We start from the raw sequence: 20,319 nt of genomic DNA on the forward strand, positions 1-20,319 counted from the left end.
ACAAGACATTAAAAATCTAATCAGGATCATATTTCCCGCCTGGATGCGCTTGACGCGGCATCACAGAGGCAATAGAACGCCCATCATCAGATTTTGGCGCAGCCCTTTGCGGCGCCTTTTTATATTGGCCGGTTAAAGCTGCCGTTGCCAAAACAGACAAACGAGGTAACTGACATGTCGCGCCGCTGCGAATTGACCGGAAAAGGCCCGATGACTGGCAACAATGTCAGCCACGCCAATAATAAAACTAAACGTCGTTTTTTGCCAAATTTAAACGATGTGACCTTGCAATCAGAAGTTCTTAAGCGAGGAATAAAGCTGCGGATATCTGCTGCAGCATTGAGGACCGTAGATCATCGTGGTGGGTTAGATGCCTTTTTGGCTAAGGCCAAAGACACTGAACTTTCAGCCAATGCACTAAAGGTGAAAAAAGAAATTTCAAAAGCCCAGGCAGTCGAAGCCTAAATTAGGTTCTGGCTACTCGCAACGATAAGTGAATTTGAAAACCCTGCCCAGATGTGGCAGGTTTTTTTTTAAAGTCTCGTACAGGATTCAAAGCGTGCAGCTAAACCAAATTAGACAGGCTTTTCTTGGTGTACTGATTCTTAGTCTGGCTCTCACCGGTCAGAGTATGGCCCAGGTGCGCTTAATGCCTGCTGCAGTTGGTCAGATGGTGATATGCACCACGGGAGGTGTCAAAACCATTACGATAGACGCCCAGGGGCAACCCACAGGTGGGGATCATATATGCCCTGACTGCGTGTTAGCATTTGTGCATTTAGGAGCAGATGGGGGGCAATTGACCGAACCTTTGAGGGCGCTCTTTGGCCAATCTGTTCATTTTGAACTACTGAAATATATCACACATTCATTTTGGGCCGCCCGTTTGCCGCGCGCGCCGCCAAATTTTTCAGATTTTAAAACTCTGTAATAATTCTGAAAAATAAAGGAGTGGAGTAAATCCATGGTTAAAAAAATCTTAATTGCCGTCACAGCTATCTTTTTCGCGGTACCGGTTTTTGCTGGCGGTATTGAAATCCATGATGCGTATGCGCGTTCCTCGGGCAAGATGGCAAAAGCTGGAGCTGTTTTCATGATGATCCATAATCATACTGGCGCTGAGGACCTTTTGCTTGAAGCCCGTTCCGATGCCGCCAAAATGGTTCAACTGCACACTCACTCAAAGGATGACGACGGGGTCATGAAAATGCGCCATGTGCATGGCGGTTTAGCAATCCCGGCGCATGGTATGCGTGGGTTGGAACGCGGAGGCGATCACCTCATGTTAATGGGTTTGGTTGCCCCTTGGGAACATGGTGGCGCAATCAAGCTGACATTGGTGTTTGAAAATGCTGGCGAAATTATGATTGACGTTCCAATTGATCTTGAACGAAAAGACATGGCGCACAATCATTAGGTGAAAAATGATGAGCGGTAAGATGATTAACAGTGTTTTGTTTGTCTGTTTGGTAATATCTGCCGCTCACCAACTGCCCAAAGGATTTTTCGTGATAAGCACCCGCCGTGGGCTTTGAGTGACTGTAGAAAGAGCTGGAACTGCGGGATGGCATCTAGGTAAATCGCCTTACGAGCTAATACGAACCACCGCAGCTGAATTTGGCTACGACCTGCCACCTTTACGTGCTGGCCAAGTTGTTCGAGAAGATTTTTCAAACTTTGATCTTATCGTTGCTATGGATGAGCAAAATTTTCGCGATCTGCAGGCCTTACCCTCAAGAACTGATACAGCGGAATTGATCGTGATGTGGGCTTATATTCCTTCTGATGCGCCGCCAGATATACAGGACCCATATCATAAGCGCGATTTTGTAGAAGCGCTGAAGCTCGTGCAACGGGTCGTAAACAATATGATATTGGCAAACTGGCCGTATTACTCTAGGAAATAAGCTCAAGACACCTAAGTTTTTCTTCGAAAATTATTGAAAGTTGTCCAAAGGCAGCTATGTCATTGTTACGGAATATTGAAACAAGGGATCGCTATGACCTATCTAACGCTTTATGCAAGCACAGCGCTTGTGTTTTTGATTCTAGATGTGGTGATGCTTCGAAAAGTACTTTATCCAATGTTTTCATCAAATATTGGAGCCATTATGCTTGAGGACCCACGAATGGGTGCTGCCGCCGCGTTCTATCTGGTCTATATCGCTGGAGTGCTCTGGTTTGTTTCAATCCCAGCCTTAGCCGCTGGAGTTCCGTTTCAAGCATTTATAACGGGTTGTATTTTAGGTGTTTTAGCCTACGGCACGTATGAATTTACCAATTTTGCGACCCTACGCGATTGGTCGGTGCAAATGGTTATGGTCGATGTAGTTTGGGGCGCTGTGCTTACAGGAACGTCTGCTTGGGTGGGCGTAATGATTACCAAAACCTTTGCATCATAAAAGATTTACATCCAATCAAAGTTCTTTGCTTGGCTTTCCACTCAAAGCACCCTATAGCGGCGGCTTGAGTAAATTGGGGACCAAAACATGCAAGGCAGCGCAAACCTTAATGTAATGATCAAGGCCGCACGTAAAGCCGGCCGTTCGTTGATCAAAGATTTTCAAGAGGTGGAAAATCTTCAGGTCTCTGCCAAGAGTGCTGGAGATTTTGTATCACGAGCAGATATAGCAGCAGAAAAGATCATCAAAGAAGAGCTCACGGAAGCCCGGCCAACCTATGGCTGGCTAGGTGAGGAAAGCGACCCTGTTGCTGGACAAGATCCAACCCGGCGGTGGATTGTTGACCCACTGGATGGCACTACAAATTTTCTGCACGGATTGCCTCATTGGGCAGTTTCGATCGCTCTGGAACACAAAGGCCAAATTATCGCTGGAGTTGTTTTTGACGCGTGCAAAGACGAGCTCTTTATTACCGAAAAAGGAAAAGGCGCTTGGATGAACGACAGACGGATTAGGGTTTCCGATCGTCACCGAATGACCGAGAGCGTTTATGCTACCGGGCTTCCCTTTGCCGGCCGATCTGATTTACCAGCAACCTTGAGAGATCTTGCGCAGCTTCTACCGGCCTGTGCTGGTGTACGTCGCTGGGGGGCCGCTTCCCTAGATCTAGCCTATGTTGCTGCTGGTCGCTATGATGGATTTTGGGAGCGCGGGCTAAAACTTTGGGATATTGCAGGCGGACTTATTATTGCACGCGAAGCAGGTGCTCTGATCGAGGGCATAGCAAAAGGCACAAAGCCAGAGGATAGCGGCAATGTCATTTGCGCCACTGAAGTTCAATTTGAACAGTTCTCTAAGCTCATTCGCTCATCGTGACGGTTTTGCATCAGAAGGGTGATTAATGCCGTCCACCCAGGGAACTTCGCCCAGTTGACGTGGATTGATACCTTCAAGAATGGCTACATTTACACCAAATTCATTCGGATTCGAGCGCCTTTGATGATGAGTGTAAATCCCGCAGGTTTTGCAGAAATAATGCTTTGCTGTTTTTGTGCCCCATTGATAATGAAGTTGGACTGCATAGTGAGATATTATAAGTGTTTTACATCAGAATGTGCACCAACAAAATGATAGAATGTATTTTATAAAATGAAAGCCTCTAATTTAATGAATTCACAGACACCTGCTTATGAAAGATATTTAATACATAAAATACAAACCGTAGTTCAGTTTGAACGCGTAAAATCAGCAATAGAACAACCTAATACAAATATTGACGATCCTATTGCACCTATTAGGACCGCACTAGCGGAAATCCATCTATTATACATCGCAATGAGAAATACATGGAATATGATTGTAGTGGTGCTTGATGGTATTGATGAGAAAAAGGCAATTGATTTCAAAAAAATAACCAAATGTCAGAGATTTTTTAATGATGTAGATGAAGTAAGGAATTATTTTGAGCATTATGATAAAAGGATACAAGGAGTATCGAAGCAAAAATTCAAACCAGTCAAATCGTCACCCGAGGCTGGAGAAAGACGAATCCACGTAGGTTTAAGTGGGTTTAAATTTAAATTTAGTGATAAAGAATTTGATGTAGGAGATAAAACAAAAAAAACTTACATTGAAATTACTTTAGCATTTGAAAATTTAATAGATGATGAGCCTTTTAAATATCTTATTTTATAAGCTCAGCTGCATTTTTTACCATCTCTTCGTTTGCATCCAAATAGTACAGGGTCAAGTTGTTACTGCCTTCGACAATTTTTACACCGTCTATTGGCGCTGAAACCGCAATTGCACCCCGCCGCGCTCAAAAACTGCAGTCGCATCGGCGAGCTTTTTCAAACCCTGCGGTCAAAGTGATATTCAATTCAGTGGCGCGGCAATGACATATGACTTTCATTTTCGTTTCCTACGAATTTTGGGAATATCTGAAGTTTGAATACGATAGTGGGCTTCTGGATGCGGAGGAAGTCCAAGATTTCTTGACCAAAAACTGGAGCCGCCCAATCTTTTCAGCAGTGGAAGGCATAATGTGATACCCGCTATGAAGCCACCTATATGGGCCCAGTAAGCGACGCCCCCTATGTCCGACGGGGTAGAAACTCCGTTGAAGAATTGCAAAGCAAACCAAATGCTAAGGATGATCCAAGCAGGCAGAGAAAATATTCTAAAAAATACTATGAAAATGAAAAGCACGTCTACTTTTGCCTTTGGGTATAGAAGTAAATATCCCCCCATGACACCTGCAACCGCCCCAGAAGCACCTACTATGGGAATATCTGAGTAGGGGGCTGACATCACCTGAACAAGGCCGGCGGCAACAGCACACAGCAGGTAAAAGCCCAAAAACTTAACATGCCCCATTTCGTCTTCGAGATTGTCACCGTAAATGTGCAAGAATAGCATGTTGCCACCTAGATGCCAAATGCCACCATGCAAAAAAGCGGAACTGAGCAGGGTTTCGTATCCCTCTCCATCACCAAGCCGGGCAGGGATTAGGGCCCAGTTTGAATAAATTTCGGACATAACGCGGTAATTACTTAAATCCCCCCAATAGCCAAAGAAAATAAGGCAATTTAGGACGATCAGTGCATAAGTTACAAAGGGCGTTTTGCCGGACGGATTATGGTCGCGAAATGGAAACATTACTCTTAACTGGGGTTATTGCGCCCCAAGGTCAAGATAGTCCACTTAAAAGTTTGGCATTTCCGCCTGCGGCAGTTGTATCTGTGCAAATGTGCCGCTCGCTGAGGGCATGGGCCGTGTCTGGTTGGCTTGTGATCAGCGGAACAATGGGACCGGCTCGTTTGGCCAGTGCCTGCGAGTAACTGCGTGCCCTTTTGTGATCTCCCCACCAAATTACACCACCAATTGGTGGTGTAATTATTAGGTCAGCCGGCGTAATGCCCCCATCGACTGGTACCGCATGCCCGCCCAGTTTGCGAATCTGAAGCACCTGTTGATCGCAGGCATGTTGGCCAGGCCCAAGGCATAAAATAGGCGGTTTTGGGTGCAAGGACAGTTGGTTGCTTTCACCTGTAGGACCAGGCAACGAAATTGGCGGGTTTGGTTTGGTGGTTTGGATATCTAAAAGGGTCTTAACCAATTTTTCGATAGGCATATCATTGGGCCAGTGACTTTTTACTGTACATGAAGCTGCGTTGCTGAAGCGCGATAGATAGTGCGGGCCGCCTGCCTTTGGACCAGTGCCGGATAGCCCCTCACCGCCAAATGGCTGGCTGCCTACAATAGCGCCAATTTGGTTTCGATTGACATAGATATTTCCAACCTTAATCCTGTCTTTAATATACTGCACACGCTCATCTATTCTTGTTTGCAGACCAAAAGTTAGCCCATAACCCGTCGCATTTATGTTTTCTATAATCTCAGGAAGTTGGTGCTGCGCATAGCGCGCAATATGAAGAACTGGTCCGAATACTTCGTGTGTTAGGTCTTCAATTCCGCCAACTTCAATAAGTGTAGGGGGAATAAAAGTTCCGATCAGTGGTGTCTTTTGTTGATACTTGACGCGCCCGGCTTCTTTGGAGGTATTGATATAGTCTGAAATTGCAACTTGGGCGCCTTGATCAATGACGGGTCCAACATCAGTTTCCAGCAACCAAGGATCGCCAACTTGCAGCTCTTTCATGGCACCGATGAGCATGTGGGTGAAATCATCAGCAATGTCCTCTTGGACATAAAGACACCGCAATGCACTGCATCTTTGCCCTGCAGATTGAAAGGCACTTTCAATCACCGCTGTTACGGCTTGTTCAAGCAAGGCGGTACTGTCGATGATCATCGCATTTAGCCCACCCGTTTCAGCAATCAAAGGTGCACCGGGCGTCAGGTTATGCGCCATGGCGGCACGAATACTTAGCGCTGTTTTGATTGATCCGGTGAAAGCCACGCCACTGATCCTTGGGTCAGAGCAAAGCATTGCTCCTACTGTCCCGTCGCCAGGTAAAAGTTGCAGTGCAGTTTTCGGTACTCCTGCTTGATGCAATAAATCCACCAAGTAGGCTGCGATGAGAGGGGTTTGTTCAGCTGATTTGGCAAGAACTGCATTGCCTGCTGACAATGCAGCTGCGATTTGGCCAGTAAAGATTGCCAGTGGAAAATTCCATGGGGATATACATGTAAATATGCCTAGGGGTGACCCTTTTGGGGTGCGGGAGGCGTAGTATCGCAAAAAATCAATACCTTCGCGTAATTCGGCTAAAGCATCTGCCAATGTCTTTCCAGACTCACGGCATAGGAGAGTAAAAATTTCTCCAAAGTGAACCTCGTAAAGATTGGCGGCTCGGTTTAGAGTAGTTGCTCGATCTGCCGCTGTGGAAGCCCAAGGTTTGGCGGTTTCAATAGCTTGTCTGCACTGCCTCGGAGTGGTATTTTGAACCTGCCCCACGGGGTCATTGACTTTGCTTGGGTTATAAATTAACGTTTTATTATCATTATCTTGTGTCTTTTTTGTAGAGGATTGACCGGCCGTCCAAAAGGTGTCTTTATGCAAGCTTCGTGTCGTTAGAACTTGTGAAAGCTGGGTTTCATCAGTGAGGTCAATTCCAAGCGAGTTTTTGCGTTCAGGAGCAAATAGTTGGGAGCCTGTTTTAATCGTTTTGTTTAACTCTGAGATATTGGCAAAAGGATCACGTGATACAACTTTAGGTGTTATATTTAAGTCGACGATTTGATTGACAAAACTGCTGTTGGCTCCATTTTCAAGAAGTCGTCTGACCAGGTAGGCAAGCAAATCTCGGTGCGCCCCAACCGGAGCGTAAATGCGGCAATCTCTTCTATGGCTTGAATGAACAAATTCGTGTAATGCCTCACCCATTCCATGCAAGCGCTGGAATTCAAAGTTGGAATCTTCATTTGCCAGTTCAAGGACGGTAGCTATCGTATGTGCATTGTGAGTGGCAAATTGCGGGTATATCCGATCCCCCATTGAAAGTAGTTTACGCGCATTCGCAATATAAGAAACATCAGTTGCGGCTTTTTTGGTGAAAATCGGAAAATCTGATAAGCCTGCAACTTGTGCACGTTTGATCTCAGTGTCCCAATAGGCACCTTTCACAAGCCGGACCATGATTTTGCGATCATACCGTTGAGCCATATCGTAAAGAAAATCGACCACAAAGCTGGCACGTTTGCTGTAGGCTTGCACAACCACACCAAACCCATCCCATCCCCTAAGAGCCGGATTTTGTAAAACGGCTTCGATTACATCAAGCGACAAGCTGAGGCGATCGGATTCTTCTGCATCGATTGTAAGAGCCATGTTGGCTGATTTCGCCAGTTGAGCTAAAGCATCTAACCGCGGTACTAATTCGTTCATAACGCGATCGCGTTGGGTTATTTCATATCGCGGATGAAGCGCAGACAGCTTTACTGAGACGCCAGGGTTTTTTCGAATATCTCCATTCACACAGTCGTATGCGATGGATGCGATTGCGTGGGAATAGGTCAAATGATACCGAGTAGCGTCTTCGTTTGTATATGCGGCCTCACCGAGCATATCATAAGAATATGTATAGCCCTTTTCTTGCACGGGTTTGGCACGCTTCATTGCCGCTGTTATGGTTTCCCCCAGTACAAATTGACGGCCCATTTCTTTAATCGCGCGTCCAACAGCCGCGCGGACCACGGGTTCACCCATGCGTTTTAGTAAGCCGCGCAGTTGGCCTACGATACTTGTTTGATCATCCGTAAGAACTTTTCCCGTTAGCATTAGAGCCCAAGTTGAGGCATTGACCAACGGCGATGTTGAGTGCCCCATATGTTTGCTCCAATTAGATGGCGCAATTTTATCTTCAATCAAACTATCAATGGTTGCTGCGTCAGGGACGCGTAGTAAAGCCTCTGCAAGGCACATCAGGGCAACGCCTTCTTTGGTCGAAAGTCCATATTCGGCGAGAAAAACTTCCATTAAGCCCGGTTGGTCAAAGGCTCTTATTTGCTTCACCAACTGGATTGCTAGGTCACTGATCCTATCACGTATGCTTGTATCTAAGTTGGCTACACCAATAAGGTGATTGAGTACTGCCTGTTCAGGGGCATAGCTGTGGGCATCAACCAACTGACGTGGGTTTTGCGAATTAAAATCGGTCATAATCTACTCCGTCTATAAGACTGGTATAATGCTATTTAAACGGGAATTTAGTCTTGAATATGCTTATTTAATGTGTAATTAGGCTTAAATGTATCAAATCGATAGTGAAAATGATCACACAGCAGAAGACCGGTTTGATCGTGCGATCCTGACAGCCCTGGCTGAAGACGGCCGTATGACTGTAACAGATTTAGCCAAGCGGATCGGTCTTTCCAAGTCGCCAACCCAAGCGCGGCTAAAACGGCTTGAGAATAAAGGCGTCATTTTGGGATATAGGGCGTTGATTGATCCCATTCGGATGGGACTAGACCATGTCGCCTTTGTTGAGGTGCGACTAACAGATACTAGAGAAAAGGCTCTAGATGCGTTTAATCAAGCCGTTGCGCGTATTCCTGAAATAGAGCAAGCACATTTAATTGCTGGAAATTTTGACTATCTAATGAAAATCCGTACCAAGAGTATGAAAGATTATCGCCGGGTTTTAGCCGAAAAGATATCAACCTTGCCTCATGTTGCGAGTACTTCGACTTATGTGGCGATGCAGGCGGTTAAAGAAAACGGTTATTTGGACTTGACATAGAGCAAGTAGTTTCTTCGCTCAAGGCGCTAGATAATTGTTGCACTGTGTATTTTTTGCAAGCTTTTAATTTAAACCTAGTTAGCTAAGTTGCAAAATTCGTGTATTAGACGCCTTTACACTTCTGCCAATCTTAGTATGTTCTCGCCACCTGGCCCACGTGGTGGAATGGTAGACACAAGAGACTTAAAATCTCTGGGCTTAGTAGGCCGTGCCGGTTCGAGTCCGGCCGTGGGTACCAGGTTTTGTCTAATTTTCCCTATAAACTAAAGCATACAAGGGTTAGCCTTACAAAAAGGGAACTCAAATTGGGTCAAAAAGGAACTCAATAGGGTCAAAAACAGGCGAACTACCATGCAAGAAGATGACGATGATTTCGGTGTAACCAGCGAGGGCACTGAGATTCTAAATCTACCCCTATATACCGAGCGCAAAGCAGATGGCATCTATTGCTACCGCAGAAGAGTGCCAAAGGCCTTACGTGGCCGGCTTGGTAAAGGATACCTTTACCGCAACCTTGGGCGGACCAAACAAGAGGTTGTTGGCTCAATACCAGCGAAGGGTGCGTGAACTTAATACACGCTGCGCGCGGCCTGGATAGTCGGTGACAATGCTGTCCACCCCTGCATCTATGACCCGCTCCATATCTTCTGTCTCATTGACCGTCCAAGTGGATACAAGCAAACCGAGTTCATGAGCCTCTTTGACAAGATCTGATGTCACATCTTTGAAATATGGACACCACATTTGCCCTCCTTGATCGGCAATGGCTTGTGGTATTGATTTATCAAATGACGAAAAATCAGGGGTAACGGCTTCGGGAGAGTTTTCCAAGGGGTCGTTAGCGTTTTCAGGCATCTGAGATAGATAAGAGCGCGGCATTTCTGGGGCAAGGCGACGGCACTCCTCTAAGATGTCCCAGTCAAAGCTATGTAAAACAGTTCGGTTGGAAAGATCTCTTTGGCGAATTTCTCCGATCACCTTTTCAACTATATCAGTCGTTCTGGAAGAGGGGTCAGACTTAATTTCTAGCAAAAAATATAGACCCTGACCCTTTGGTGAAGTGGCAATTTCGAGTAATTCAGACAATTGTGGTATACGAATGTCTGATAAGAATGCCTGATCAGGAAAACACTTGCCATATGCAGTACGCCCATCCAGTCCCCCAACATCGAAATGTTTCAACTGCGCCAGAGTAAAGTCAGCGACCTTTGGCTCGTCTCCCACCAGCCATTGACCATTGGCATCTCTTGTTGCCGCTCTGGACAGGTGATGGTTATGGGTAATAACCGGCACTGCATCACGCGTAAGCATGACGTCGAATTCTAGCGCAGAAACTCCGATATCCAAGGTGAACTCAAAACCCTGTATCGTGTTCTCGGGCATCAACCCACGGGCTCCACGATGGCCAATCAGGCGCACCACACCAGGCGCGCTGTGGAACCCGTTCAATTGGGGGAAACCGTTCACTTTAAGACCCTTTTACAAGTTTCAGTATCAAATATGTGCATGTTCTTTGCAGATGCAGAAAACGTCATTACCGAGCCAGCATCTGCACTGACATGACCTGGCAAGCTTACAACCACATCAACGTTTGTCTTATCAAGGGTACCATGCATCAATGTGTTTGCACCGAGGTGCTCGAACATTTGAACAACGACCCTGATCGGACCATTTGCGTCAGGTGTGAGGTGCTCTGGACGGAGCCCAAGCGTAACAGATCCATTTGCGTGTGCTCCACCGGGCATTTTTGCGCCATTGCTTAAAGTAATTGTACCGTTCGCACACTCGGCTGGTATGAAATTCATCGAAGGGCTTCCGATAAAGCCAGCAACAAATATCGTTTCGGGGTGGTCATAAAGCTCAATAGGCGTTCCGAATTGCTCTACAACACCGCCATTTAGAACCATAAGCCGATCGCCTAGTGTCATCGCTTCGACTTGATCATGGGTGACATAGATGGATGTGACGTTCAGACGTTTCTGCAATTTGCGGATTTCCAGACGCATTTGTACTCGCAACTTGGCGTCAAGGTTCGAAAGCGGCTCATCAAATAGGAAGACCTGCGGTTTCCGAACAATTGCGCGGCCCATTGCGACCCTCTGCCTTTGTCCACCAGATAGCTGTCTAGGTTTTCGATCTAGGTACTGGCTTATGCCCAATATCTCGGCGGCCTCATTAACGCGCTGCTCAATTTCGTCTTTAGGAATTTTGCGGATTTTCAATCCATAGGCCATATTTTGGCGCACTGACATATGCGGATAAAGAGCATAGTTTTGAAACACCATTGCAATATCGCGGTCTGCTGGTTCGAGATTGTTCACCACCTTTCCGCCAATGCTTATTTCACCTGCCGTAATTTTCTCAAGCCCGGCGATCATCCGCAATAGTGTGGATTTTCCACAGCCAGACGGGCCAACGATGACGATGAGTTCACCCTCCGTGATTTCCCCTTTGACATGATGAAGTACTTCGACTTCGCCATAGCTTTTCACAAGGTTTTCCAAAATAATGGCTGCCATATCAACTTATCCGTTATTTATCCGTTTCGGTAAGGCCCTGCACAAAGAGCCGTTGCATAGCGATGACCACAAAAACGGGTGGTATCATCGCCAGAAGTGCAGTCATCATGATGATGTTCCATTGCGGTGATTGTTCAGCTGCTTGCAGCATTTGTTTAATGCTCATTACGATTGTCGTCATGTCACTGTCAGTGGTGATCAGCAGTGGCCAAAGATATTGATTCCAACCGTAAATGAATAGAATAACGAAGAGTGCTGCGATATTGGTGCGGCTTAGCGGGATCAAAATATCCCAAAAGAACCGTAGGGGACCAGCACCATCGATACGGGCGCTTTCCAACATCTCATCAGGTATTGTTAGAAAAACCTGACGAAACATAAATGTGGCAGTGGCCGAGGCAATCAGAGGTATTGAAAGACCCCAATAGCTGTTGAGCAATCCAAGATTTGCGACAACTTCAAAGGTTGGCAGTATCCGAACTTCGACCGGCAACATGAGGGTGATGAATATTAGCCAAAAGAAACCCATGCGAAACGGGAATTTGAAGTACACGATGGCAAATGCCGACAGCAATGAAATCGTGATTTTCCCGATGGCAATCATCATTGCCATGGTAAGCGAGTTTGCCAACATACGCCACACCGGCACTGTTTCGGTTCCCGAAAGTCCACTTCCAAATAGTGTTTGAACGAAATTTTCCCAGAAATAGCTTCCTGGCAAGATCGGGATCGGCGCCTGTGTCATACGGATGGGATCATGAGTTGCCGCCACAAAGGTGATCCAAATCGGCAGCGCTACGATCGCAATCCCAAAGAGCAGAACCAGGTGGCTAATTACATTGAGTAGAGGACGGTTCTCGATCATCAGTACTCGACCTTTCTTTCGATATAGCGGAATTGGACCACGGTCATGATGATGACAAGGATCATAAGAATGACAGATTGCGCGGCTGATCCACCAAGGTCGAGGCCGACAAAGCCATCGTTATAGACCTTATACACAAGAATAGTGGTTGCGTTGGCTGGACCGCCCTGTGTGACCGCATGAATGATGCCGAACGTATCAAAGAAGGCATAGACTGCGTTAATCACCAATAAGAAAAAGGTGGTTGGGGAAATCATCGGAAAAATATGATCAAAGAACCGACGTATGGGCCCCGCGCCATCCATCGCCGCCGCTTCAATCAGCGACCGCGGGATCGATTGCATCGCGGCTAAGTAGAACAGAAAGTTATAGGCAATTTGTTTCCACGCAGCAGCGAAGATCACCAGCATCATGGCCTGCGAGCCATTAAGATAATGGTTCCAATCGATGCCGATAAATTCCAATAGGTATGGGAAAATTCCAAGCGTAGGGTTGAACATGAAAACCCAAAGTGCACCCGCCAGAACCGGCGCGACCGCATAGGGCCAGATCAGCAATGTTCTGTAAGTTGTCGCACCTTTGATCACCCGATCGGCAAAACCCGCAAGAATAAGGGCCGCTGACATTGATAGCAGTGCTACGCAAATCGAGAAAAAGATTGTGCGGCCAAAGCTATCAAGATATTGCTCATCGGTTGCCAAATAAACAAAGTTTTCGAACCAAACGAATTCAGTTGAAATACCAAATGCATCTTCGATGAGAAAAGACTGATATACGGCCTGACCAGCAGGCCAGATAAAGAACACAAGTGTAATGATAACCTGCGGTGCCACTAAAATGTATGGTAAAAGAGACGTCGGAAAATGAACGCGCTTTAGCATTTAGACATCCCTTTAGATTTTAAAAGCAGTTTTATACCGGCGGCCCTGGCAAGAGCCGCCGGCAGTTGATATTATTTTGCTGAGCGTTCGAATTTGCGCAACAGTTTATTTCCGCGCTCAACCGCTTTATCTAAGGCAGCCTGAGCAGATTGGTCACCTGCCCATAGTGCTTCCAGTTCTTCGTTGATCACGTCTCGGATCTGAACAAAGTTACCAAAGCGCAATCCACGAGAATTTGGAGTGGGCATGTTTAAGCTCAACTGCTTGATCGCAGTGTCTGTACCAGGATTTGCTTCATAAAACCCTTGGCTCTCAGACAGGTCTGCCGCAGCGGTGGTAATCGGCACATAGCCGGTTTCCTGATGCCACCAAGCTTGCACTTCAGCCGAAGACATATAGGTCAGGAACTGAGACAGGCCGCGATATTCATCAGCTTCATGGCCTTGAAGCGCCCAAAGAGTGGCTCCACCGATGATTGAGTTCTGCGGTGCGTCAGCCACACCTGTATCCAGTGGGAGCATGGTCTGACCAAACTCAAACTTTGCCTGCGATACAATCGAGCCGTAGTAGGCCGACGAATTCATCCACATGCCGCACTCACCGTTTGTAAACAACGGCAGAGAGTCGCCCCGGCGACCGCCATAAACGAATAGTTTATCGTCTTGCATGTCTGCGATATCCTGCAAACGGCTAGCAACGTGATCATTATTGAAGGTCATTTCAGTGTCGAACCCTCTAAAGCCGTTTTCTTGGGTGCCTATCTCAAGATCATGCCATGATGAGAAGTTTTCGATCATCACCCAGCTCTGCCAGCCAAATGAGAACCCGCAATCCATGCCATTGTCCACCAAAGCCTGAGCTGTGGTACGCATTTCGTCCCACGTTGTCGGCACCGAGGCACCTGCGGCTTTTAACGCGTCGGCGTTGTACCACAGAACTGGAGTCGAGCTATTGAAAGGCATGGACAAAAGCTGACCTTCAGGTGTTTGATAGTAGGAAACAACAGCCGGTAGATAGGCTGAGCCGTCAAATGGTTCGCCAGAATCTGCCATCATCTGCTCAACTGGATAAATTGCGCCTTTGGCAGCCATCATTGTGGCTGTACCCACTTCAAAGACCTGCACCAGATGCGGCTGCTCGCCTGCGCGGAACGCCGCGATCGCTGCGGTCATAGTTTCGGTGTAGTTGCCCTTATAGGTGGGCACGACCTTATAGGCGCTTTGCGATGCGTTAAAGTCATCGGCAATTTTATTAACTCTTTCGCCATTGGTGCCGCCCATCGCGTGCCACCAATGAACCTCGGTTTCCGCAGCAACGGCTCCTGCCATCATAGCAAGCGCTACGGTTCCTGCAAACATCTTGTTTGGAATCTTCATTTCTCTCTCCCTGCGTAAATGTCAACTTCACATCACCTAGAGTTTGTGAAAATAAAAAATAATGCAAGTTAATTTTTTAATTTAATTTTATAACATTTTATTATATTAATGTCATATGTGTAAAGAGTTTTTAGAAATGACCGCCACCTAATAAAACTGAAAATATGGAGTTAAGCCATTGAAATTTAAGATAAGACAACTCGAAGCTTTTCGCGCGGTTGCAGAAACTGGCAGCATAACAAAGGCCGCCAAACAGTTAGAGGTATCACAACCAGCGGTGAGCCGGCTCGTCGCTGATTTCTCAAATTCAGTCGGGTTCGAGCTCTTTAAACGGCGGCATGGAATTTTAGAACCCACCAGCGATTCGCGCTATCTGCTTGCAGAGGTTAGGCGGGTTATTGACAGTTTGGATCACCTCGAAGATTTGCGCCGCGACCTAACAGAACGCACCGTAGGACATATCCGGATCGCCTGTTTGCCGGGGTTTGCCACCAGTCATTTGCCGGGGGTACTTGTCAGGTTTCTCAAAGACCGGTCGGGTGTGACCGTGTCGCTTGAGCCCGACCGGCCAGAGCGCATAATGGAGTGGATCATAGGGGAGCAATATGACTGCGGCATTACCGATGGCTTTCCAGGTCATCCAGCCACGATTAGCCAAGACTTGTATGTCAAGTCGGCCTGTATTTTACCGAAAGGTCATCCGCTTGCGGGGAAAGACGAAATTACGCCCTCTGATCTGATGCATGAGCGACTTATTCACACACGGCGTGATAGCCGGTTTTTCCAAGACCTCGCGCGCGCCTTTGGTGAGAATGGCGTTCAAATAAACAGCTTTGTGGAAGTCAGGCAATTCACCACCGCGTGCACGATGGTAAGCGAAGGCATGGGGGCATCCGTGGTCAGTGAATTGGATGCAGAAGCGTTCCGTTCAACAGGGATTGTTATCCGCCCCTTTACGCCCCATATTTCGCATCGGCTGTCAATTTTACAACCTGCCTCTGGCCCAAGTTCCCCTGTAGTCTTGGATTTTGTGGATGCCTTTATCGAAAGCCTACAGCCGTTCTTGGTAAAAGACTAAGAACTGCATCAAAGTTAAGGTTTTTAAAATTGCATTCACCGCGCAAAGGATTGCTTTAAAAATTTAACCTAAAATAAGTAATTCATAATCATCAATTACGTTTCAGTTTAATTGCCACTAGACGAATAACTTTAAGAGACATTCTAAAAGGAAAAAGGAACTCAAAAATCTACGAAAAGGCATTCACATATCTGACTCGATATCAAAATAACCACATAAAAACAATGTGGTATGATTCATGTTTGTTCCGGCCGTGGGTATCAGGTTTAGGCTGACTTAAGCAATCTACTGATAGATCACCTACTGATAACATTCTCATAAATAGCATTTCCTTAGTATTGGGCTGGAGAGAGTGTTGACCAGATTACTGACCAAAAAAGTCCCTTATACGTTTAACCGTGCTGGGTATTACTACTTCTCAAGACGAGTACTCGGTGACCTTTTGAGCCATTATTCCTATTCCCGTATTGTTCAGGGGCTTAGGACGAGTTCTGCTCAGACTGCTAAATCAAGGGCTTTGGTGGCTGCGGCTAAATTGGATGAATACTGGTCTCACCACAGAATGACCGACCCTGATCTTATTGGGCGTAGTTTGTTAAAGCCGGGATATGGTTCATTTGCCCGAAATACTCAGCTTGATGTGTCTATTGGTTCTGAGCAGCCTATTACGCTCGCTGAGGCCTTAGAAACCTACGCCACGCAGAAGGGTGCTGGTAATCTAAGACCTTCAAAGCCGCCGCCCAAAGAGCCTGTACTTATCTGGTAGATGCCTGTGGAGCTAAAGGATACGCTCTATCGGCAGCTGGGGGAGAGCTACTCAGAGGCGATGAACGCCCTTCCCAAAGTACACTTGGAAATAGAGCAGCTGTTTGCAGCACAAGAAACCATGCCCGCCAATGAAAGAGCACTGGCATTCATCTTCGCTCCTTAATAGCTGTGATGAACCAGAAATCCTCCTTTGCTTAAACCCCTAAATCTTTCCGGTAGGCGCTGAGGTCAGACAGAAAAGTCCGCCTTGTCGAAAAAACATTGGCAGACACGTACGGTTTCTGAAATCCAACCTCTAACAGCGCCCCGCGACCTTGCTTTGGTAACCATCTAGCTTTTGTAGTAAACTAAGTCCCGTCGGCACATCCAATCGAGCGCAAAACTCGTTCCAAACTGTACCAAACGGCAGGTCTTTGATCTCTTCCGTCATCATGAAACGCGTGGTGAAGTCTAAATTGTTCTCGGCCGATTTCAAATGCTCAAGAGGAAGAAGAAACGCCCTCAGGAGTGCCTTTTGCATGTTGCGGGTCCCGATTACCCAAGCGGCCGTTCTGCTGATTGTTGCATCGAAAAAATCCAAGCCTATATGTGTGCGATCAAGTAGGTTCGACGTAACCAACTCTTGCGCCATCATCAGGATATCATCACTTTGCAGGATCACGTGATCGCTGTCCCATCGCATCGGACGGGACACGTGCAGCAAAAGTTCGTCCACGGAAAGAGCGACAGCACTTAATTTGTCAGCGATGTTCTCGGTCGGATGAAAATGCCCCATGTCGAGGCACAAAACAGTTCCTTTCCGGATCGCGTAGCCCATGTAAAACTCGTGGCTGCCGATGGTCATCGCCTCAACACCGATACCAAAGAGTTTACACTCAACAGCATCCAGCATCTTCGACTTGTCCAGATTGTGGGTGAGCATTTCATCTAGAGAAGCCTCAAGGCGCTGGCGTGGGCTGATGCGGTCAATCGGATAGTCTTTGTAACCATCCGGCACCCAGACGTTGTTAACGCAGGCTGAGCCAAGTGTTTCTCCCATCTTTGCGGCAATCTCTCGGGTGCGCTTGCCGTGTTCGATCCAGAAGTCTCGGATACCCTTGTCTGGGTGGCTGAGCGTCAGATTGTCGTCGGCTTTAGCATGAGCAAAGAAGGTTGGGTTGAAGTCTAGCCCGAGGCCTTGTGACGAGGCCCAATCTACCCAAGCAGCAAAGTGTTTATATTCGATTTCGTCTCGGTCTGGTGTTTCATCTGTATCCATATACATGGCATGAAGATTCAGGCGGTGGTTGCCCGGGATCATCGAATAGGAAAACTCAAGATCAGCCCGTAGCTCGTCTGGTGTGCGGGCGCGTCCAGGATGGTTGCCGGTTGCCTGAATACCGCCTCCGGAGGTGCCTTTTTGCTGTTCAAAGCCTACAACGTCATCGCCTTGCCAGCAGTGCATTGAGATGGGAATGGTTTTTAGTCGCGCGATTGCTGCTTCCGTATCAACGCCCCAGTCTGCAAATTGCACTTTAGCGCTTTCATAGTTGCTCATGATAGCTCCTCCCTTTTGGCCGATCAGCGTGTGAAGGCTTGGATGTTGCCCGCATCTACGTTGATAATATTCCCAGTTGACTTAGCTGAGGCGTCAGCTGCGAAGAAATAGCAGGCTTCGGCGATGTCCTCTGGCAGAACCGATCGCTTCAATAAGGAGCGCTGTCGATACATTTCTTCCAAGCCTTGCTTGTCGGTACCGTAGGTGCCTGCGCGCTGTTCTAGCCATTCGCCTTCCCAGATTTTCGAGCCCCGAAGGACTGCATCTGGATTCACGACATTCACGCGGATACCGGTCTCAGCGCCTTCCAGAGCCAGACAGCGGGCGAGGTGGATTTCTGAGGCTTTCGCTGTGCAATAGGCCGAGGCATTCGGGCTTGCGGCCAGACCGTTCTTTGAGCCTACAAAGACAATCGAGCCACCAATGTTTTGCGCGCGCATCACTTTGAAGGCTTCACGGCTAACAAGGAAGTATCCCGTGCTGAGGATATCCATGTTCTTATTCCACAAAGCCAATGTGGTTTCTTCGACAGGTGCAGACGACGCAATGCCTGCATTTGACACTAAAATATCTATACCGCCGTATTCAACAGCCGTTTCGGCGAAGGCCGCAGCCACTGCATTTTCGCTGGTCACGTTCATGCTCACAGTCCGGACTACATCCTTACCATGACGCTTGCTGAGATTATCCGATGTGGCTTTGAGTGCGTCTTCGTTAATGTCTGCCAACATCACGCAAGCACCCTCTGAGAGGTAACGCTCAGCAGTCGCTGAACCAATACCACCGGCGCCTCCGGTTACCAATGCAACACGTCCCGAGAGTGACTTCGGTTTTGGCATACGCTGTAGTTTTGCTTCTTCTAGCAGCCAGTATTCGATATCGAAGGCTTCCTGTTCTGGAAGCCCTACGTATTCGCTGACCGAGGAAGAACCCCGCATCACATTGATAGCGTTGACGTAGAACTCGCCTGAGATGCGAGCAGTGGCTTTGTCTTTGGCAAATGTAATCATGCCAACGCCTGGGATCAGATAGACGACCGCATTGGGGTCACGCAGGGCCGGGCTGTTGTCGTATTTACAGCGATCATAGTAAGCGGCGTAATCATCGCGATAGGCTGCGATCTGCGCGGGCAGATTTTCCAAAACCTCGTCGATATTGTTTTTCGCTGGATCGAAATTGATCACCAGTGGACGGATCTTTGTGCGCAGGAAGTGGTCCGGGCATGAGGTGCCCAAAGCCGCTAAAGGTTCCATGTTTTGGGCATTCACGAATTCCAACACTTCATCACCGTCGTTAAAATTGCCCACCATGTGATGATTGCCTGACACGAAACCGCGAATGGCCGGCATCAGACGCGCAGCAACGGAGCACCGCTCGTTCTTGGAAAGGCTTTCATACTTCGCTCCACCAAAGGCTGGAAGTCCTTCGGTTTTTTCGGCAAGCCACGCGGTAGCCGCATTGATCACCTCAATTGTCATATCATAGGTTTCTTTGGCAGTATCGCCCCAAGTGAATAGGCCATGACTCTCCAAAACAACGCCGTCGGCTTCCGGGTTTTCCAGGCAAAATTGTTCCAGCCAAAGACCCAACTCGTAGCCGGGCTTTTTCCACGGAAGCCAACCTATCTTGTTTCCGAATATTTCCTGTGTCAATTCTTTAGAATTCTTCGAAGCTGCGATTGCGATGATTGCGTCTGCATGCACATGATCAACGTGTTTGCGAGGGACGTAAGCATGCAAGGGCGTGTCAATAGATGCGGCACGGGGATTCAGTTTAAATGTACAGTGGGGAAGGTAACCCACCATCTCATCTTCAAACTCAACCCCACGATAAAGAGACTTCAGCGCCTGCAACTTATTCATATAAAGCGTGGCAAAACCGTCCATCTTGATTGATCCGATATCTCCGCCGGATCCCTTAACCCACAGAACCTCGATATCCTGTCCGGTCAGTGGATCATTCTCCATCACTTTCGCCGAAGTATTGCCGCCGCCGTAATTGGTCACGCGCTTGTCTGAACCGAGGATGTTCGAGCGATAAAGCAGCAGCTCAGCTTCGCTTAGTCCGTTTGCTTCCTTATCGTTCCAACGGTTTTCAAGAAACTGATTTTCTACTGTTTTCGACATGTATACCTCCCAGACGACGCAGCGCGCCCTGCATAAGTCTCTAACGTCAAACTGGTGAGAATG

At 47.4% G+C, this 20,319-nt stretch carries 20 protein-coding genes, 1 tRNA gene and 2 pseudogenes; 13 read left to right on the plus strand and 10 right to left on the minus strand.

The window, feature by feature from the left end:
• The first annotated feature begins 174 nt into the window (after positions 1–174).
• The 7 genes from rpmB to GN278_04505 all read left to right on the plus strand — a co-directional run bounded on the left by rpmB (position 175) and on the right by GN278_04505 (position 3,278).
• Entirely contained in the window at positions 175–465 is a 291-nt protein-coding gene (gene rpmB, locus GN278_04475; protein ID XAT60134.1) for a 50S ribosomal protein L28, read from the plus strand.
• 184 nt (positions 466–649) lie between these two features.
• The gene (locus GN278_04480; protein ID XAT60135.1) at positions 650–931 is read left to right on the plus strand and encodes a hypothetical protein; all 282 of its coding nucleotides are present in this window, start codon (positions 650–652) and stop codon (positions 929–931) included.
• A 33-nt stretch (positions 932–964) separates the two neighbouring features.
• The gene (locus GN278_04485; GenBank protein ID XAT60136.1) at positions 965–1,417 is read left to right on the plus strand and encodes a copper chaperone PCu(A)C; all 453 of its coding nucleotides are present in this window, start codon (positions 965–967) and stop codon (positions 1,415–1,417) included.
• A gap of 45 nt (positions 1,418–1,462) precedes the next feature.
• A complete protein-coding gene (locus tag GN278_04490; GenBank protein ID XAT62544.1) occupies positions 1,463–1,579 on the plus strand; it encodes a hypothetical protein in 117 nt (38 codons plus the stop codon).
• Positions 1,536–1,907, plus strand: a complete 372-nt coding sequence (locus tag GN278_04495; protein ID XAT60137.1) for a low molecular weight phosphotyrosine protein phosphatase — start codon at positions 1,536–1,538, stop codon at positions 1,905–1,907. Before GN278_04490 ends, GN278_04495 begins: the two co-directional genes overlap by 44 nt.
• Positions 1,908–2,000: 93 nt before the next feature.
• Entirely contained in the window at positions 2,001–2,402 is a 402-nt protein-coding gene (locus GN278_04500; GenBank protein ID XAT60138.1) for a DUF2177 family protein, read from the plus strand.
• 87 nt (positions 2,403–2,489) lie between these two features.
• Entirely contained in the window at positions 2,490–3,278 is a 789-nt protein-coding gene (locus GN278_04505) for an inositol monophosphatase (protein XAT60139.1), read from the plus strand.
• Here the strand turns inward: GN278_04505 and GN278_04510 are convergent.
• A pseudogene (locus GN278_04510) lies at positions 3,270–3,467 on the minus strand (GFA family protein). The gene GN278_04505 and the pseudogene GN278_04510 sit on opposite strands and share 9 nt — an antisense overlap.
• 84 nt (positions 3,468–3,551) lie before the next feature.
• On the opposite strand from GN278_04510, the gene GN278_04515 reads away from it, so the two are divergent.
• Entirely contained in the window at positions 3,552–4,097 is a 546-nt protein-coding gene (locus tag GN278_04515) for a hypothetical protein (GenBank protein ID XAT60140.1), read from the plus strand.
• Between the two features lie 213 nt (positions 4,098–4,310).
• Here the strand turns inward: GN278_04515 and GN278_04520 are convergent, their stop codons facing one another.
• Positions 4,311–5,060, minus strand: coding sequence for a rhomboid family intramembrane serine protease (locus tag GN278_04520; protein ID XAT60141.1), 750 nt, complete (start codon positions 5,058–5,060; stop codon positions 4,311–4,313).
• Positions 5,061–5,091: 31 nt separating this feature from the next.
• On the minus strand, positions 5,092–8,526 hold the full coding sequence (gene putA / locus GN278_04525) for a bifunctional proline dehydrogenase/L-glutamate gamma-semialdehyde dehydrogenase PutA (GenBank protein ID XAT60142.1): 3,435 nt from the start codon (positions 8,524–8,526) through the stop codon (positions 5,092–5,094).
• A gap of 88 nt (positions 8,527–8,614) precedes the next feature.
• Between putA and GN278_04530 the strand changes: the two genes are divergently transcribed.
• The 3 genes and pseudogenes from GN278_04530 to GN278_04540 all read left to right on the plus strand — a co-directional run bounded on the left by GN278_04530 (position 8,615) and on the right by GN278_04540 (position 9,646).
• Entirely contained in the window at positions 8,615–9,106 is a 492-nt protein-coding gene (locus GN278_04530) for a winged helix-turn-helix transcriptional regulator (protein ID XAT60143.1), read from the plus strand.
• Between the two features lie 151 nt (positions 9,107–9,257).
• Positions 9,258–9,344, plus strand: a tRNA-Leu gene (locus GN278_04535).
• 170 nt (positions 9,345–9,514) lie between these two features.
• A pseudogene (locus GN278_04540) lies at positions 9,515–9,646 on the plus strand (integrase).
• 3 nt (positions 9,647–9,649) lie between these two features.
• Here GN278_04540 and GN278_04545 read toward each other — a convergent pair.
• The 5 genes from GN278_04545 to ugpB form a co-directional block, all read right to left on the minus strand.
• Positions 9,650–10,573, minus strand: coding sequence for a glycerophosphodiester phosphodiesterase (locus GN278_04545; protein XAT60144.1), 924 nt, complete (start codon positions 10,571–10,573; stop codon positions 9,650–9,652).
• Positions 10,570–11,625: a sn-glycerol-3-phosphate ABC transporter ATP-binding protein UgpC gene (gene ugpC / locus GN278_04550; GenBank protein XAT60145.1), complete on the minus strand. Its 1,056-nt coding sequence runs from the start codon at positions 11,623–11,625 to the stop codon at positions 10,570–10,572. Before ugpC ends, GN278_04545 begins: the two co-directional genes overlap by 4 nt.
• Positions 11,626–11,638: 13 nt before the next feature.
• On the minus strand, positions 11,639–12,490 hold the full coding sequence (ugpE, locus tag GN278_04555; GenBank protein XAT60146.1) for a sn-glycerol-3-phosphate ABC transporter permease UgpE: 852 nt from the start codon (positions 12,488–12,490) through the stop codon (positions 11,639–11,641).
• Positions 12,490–13,371, minus strand: coding sequence for a sn-glycerol-3-phosphate ABC transporter permease UgpA (gene ugpA / locus GN278_04560; GenBank protein ID XAT60147.1), 882 nt, complete (start codon positions 13,369–13,371; stop codon positions 12,490–12,492). The genes ugpE and ugpA overlap by 1 nt, the downstream gene beginning before the upstream one ends.
• 71 nt (positions 13,372–13,442) lie before the next feature.
• Positions 13,443–14,747, minus strand: coding sequence for a sn-glycerol-3-phosphate ABC transporter substrate-binding protein UgpB (gene ugpB / locus GN278_04565; protein XAT60148.1), 1,305 nt, complete (start codon positions 14,745–14,747; stop codon positions 13,443–13,445).
• 178 nt (positions 14,748–14,925) lie between these two features.
• On the opposite strand from ugpB, the gene GN278_04570 reads away from it, so the two are divergent.
• Complete coding sequence (locus tag GN278_04570) at positions 14,926–15,825, plus strand: LysR family transcriptional regulator (protein ID XAT60149.1); 900 nt, start codon at positions 14,926–14,928, stop codon at positions 15,823–15,825.
• A 355-nt stretch (positions 15,826–16,180) separates the two neighbouring features.
• A complete protein-coding gene (locus tag GN278_04575; GenBank protein XAT60150.1) occupies positions 16,181–16,591 on the plus strand; it encodes a hypothetical protein in 411 nt (136 codons plus the stop codon).
• A gap of 297 nt (positions 16,592–16,888) precedes the next feature.
• Here GN278_04575 and GN278_04580 read toward each other — a convergent pair whose 3' ends face one another.
• Positions 16,889–18,130, minus strand: a complete 1,242-nt coding sequence (locus GN278_04580) for an L-rhamnose isomerase (GenBank protein XAT60151.1) — start codon at positions 18,128–18,130, stop codon at positions 16,889–16,891.
• 23 nt (positions 18,131–18,153) lie between these two features.
• A complete protein-coding gene (locus tag GN278_04585) occupies positions 18,154–20,256 on the minus strand; it encodes a bifunctional rhamnulose-1-phosphate aldolase/short-chain dehydrogenase (GenBank protein XAT60152.1) in 2,103 nt (700 codons plus the stop codon).
• Positions 20,257–20,319 lie beyond the last annotated feature (63 nt).

The sequence above is a fragment of the Rhodobacteraceae bacterium Araon29 genome, from assembly GCA_039640505.1.
Classification (GTDB): domain Bacteria; phylum Pseudomonadota; class Alphaproteobacteria; order Rhodobacterales; family Rhodobacteraceae; genus CABZJG01.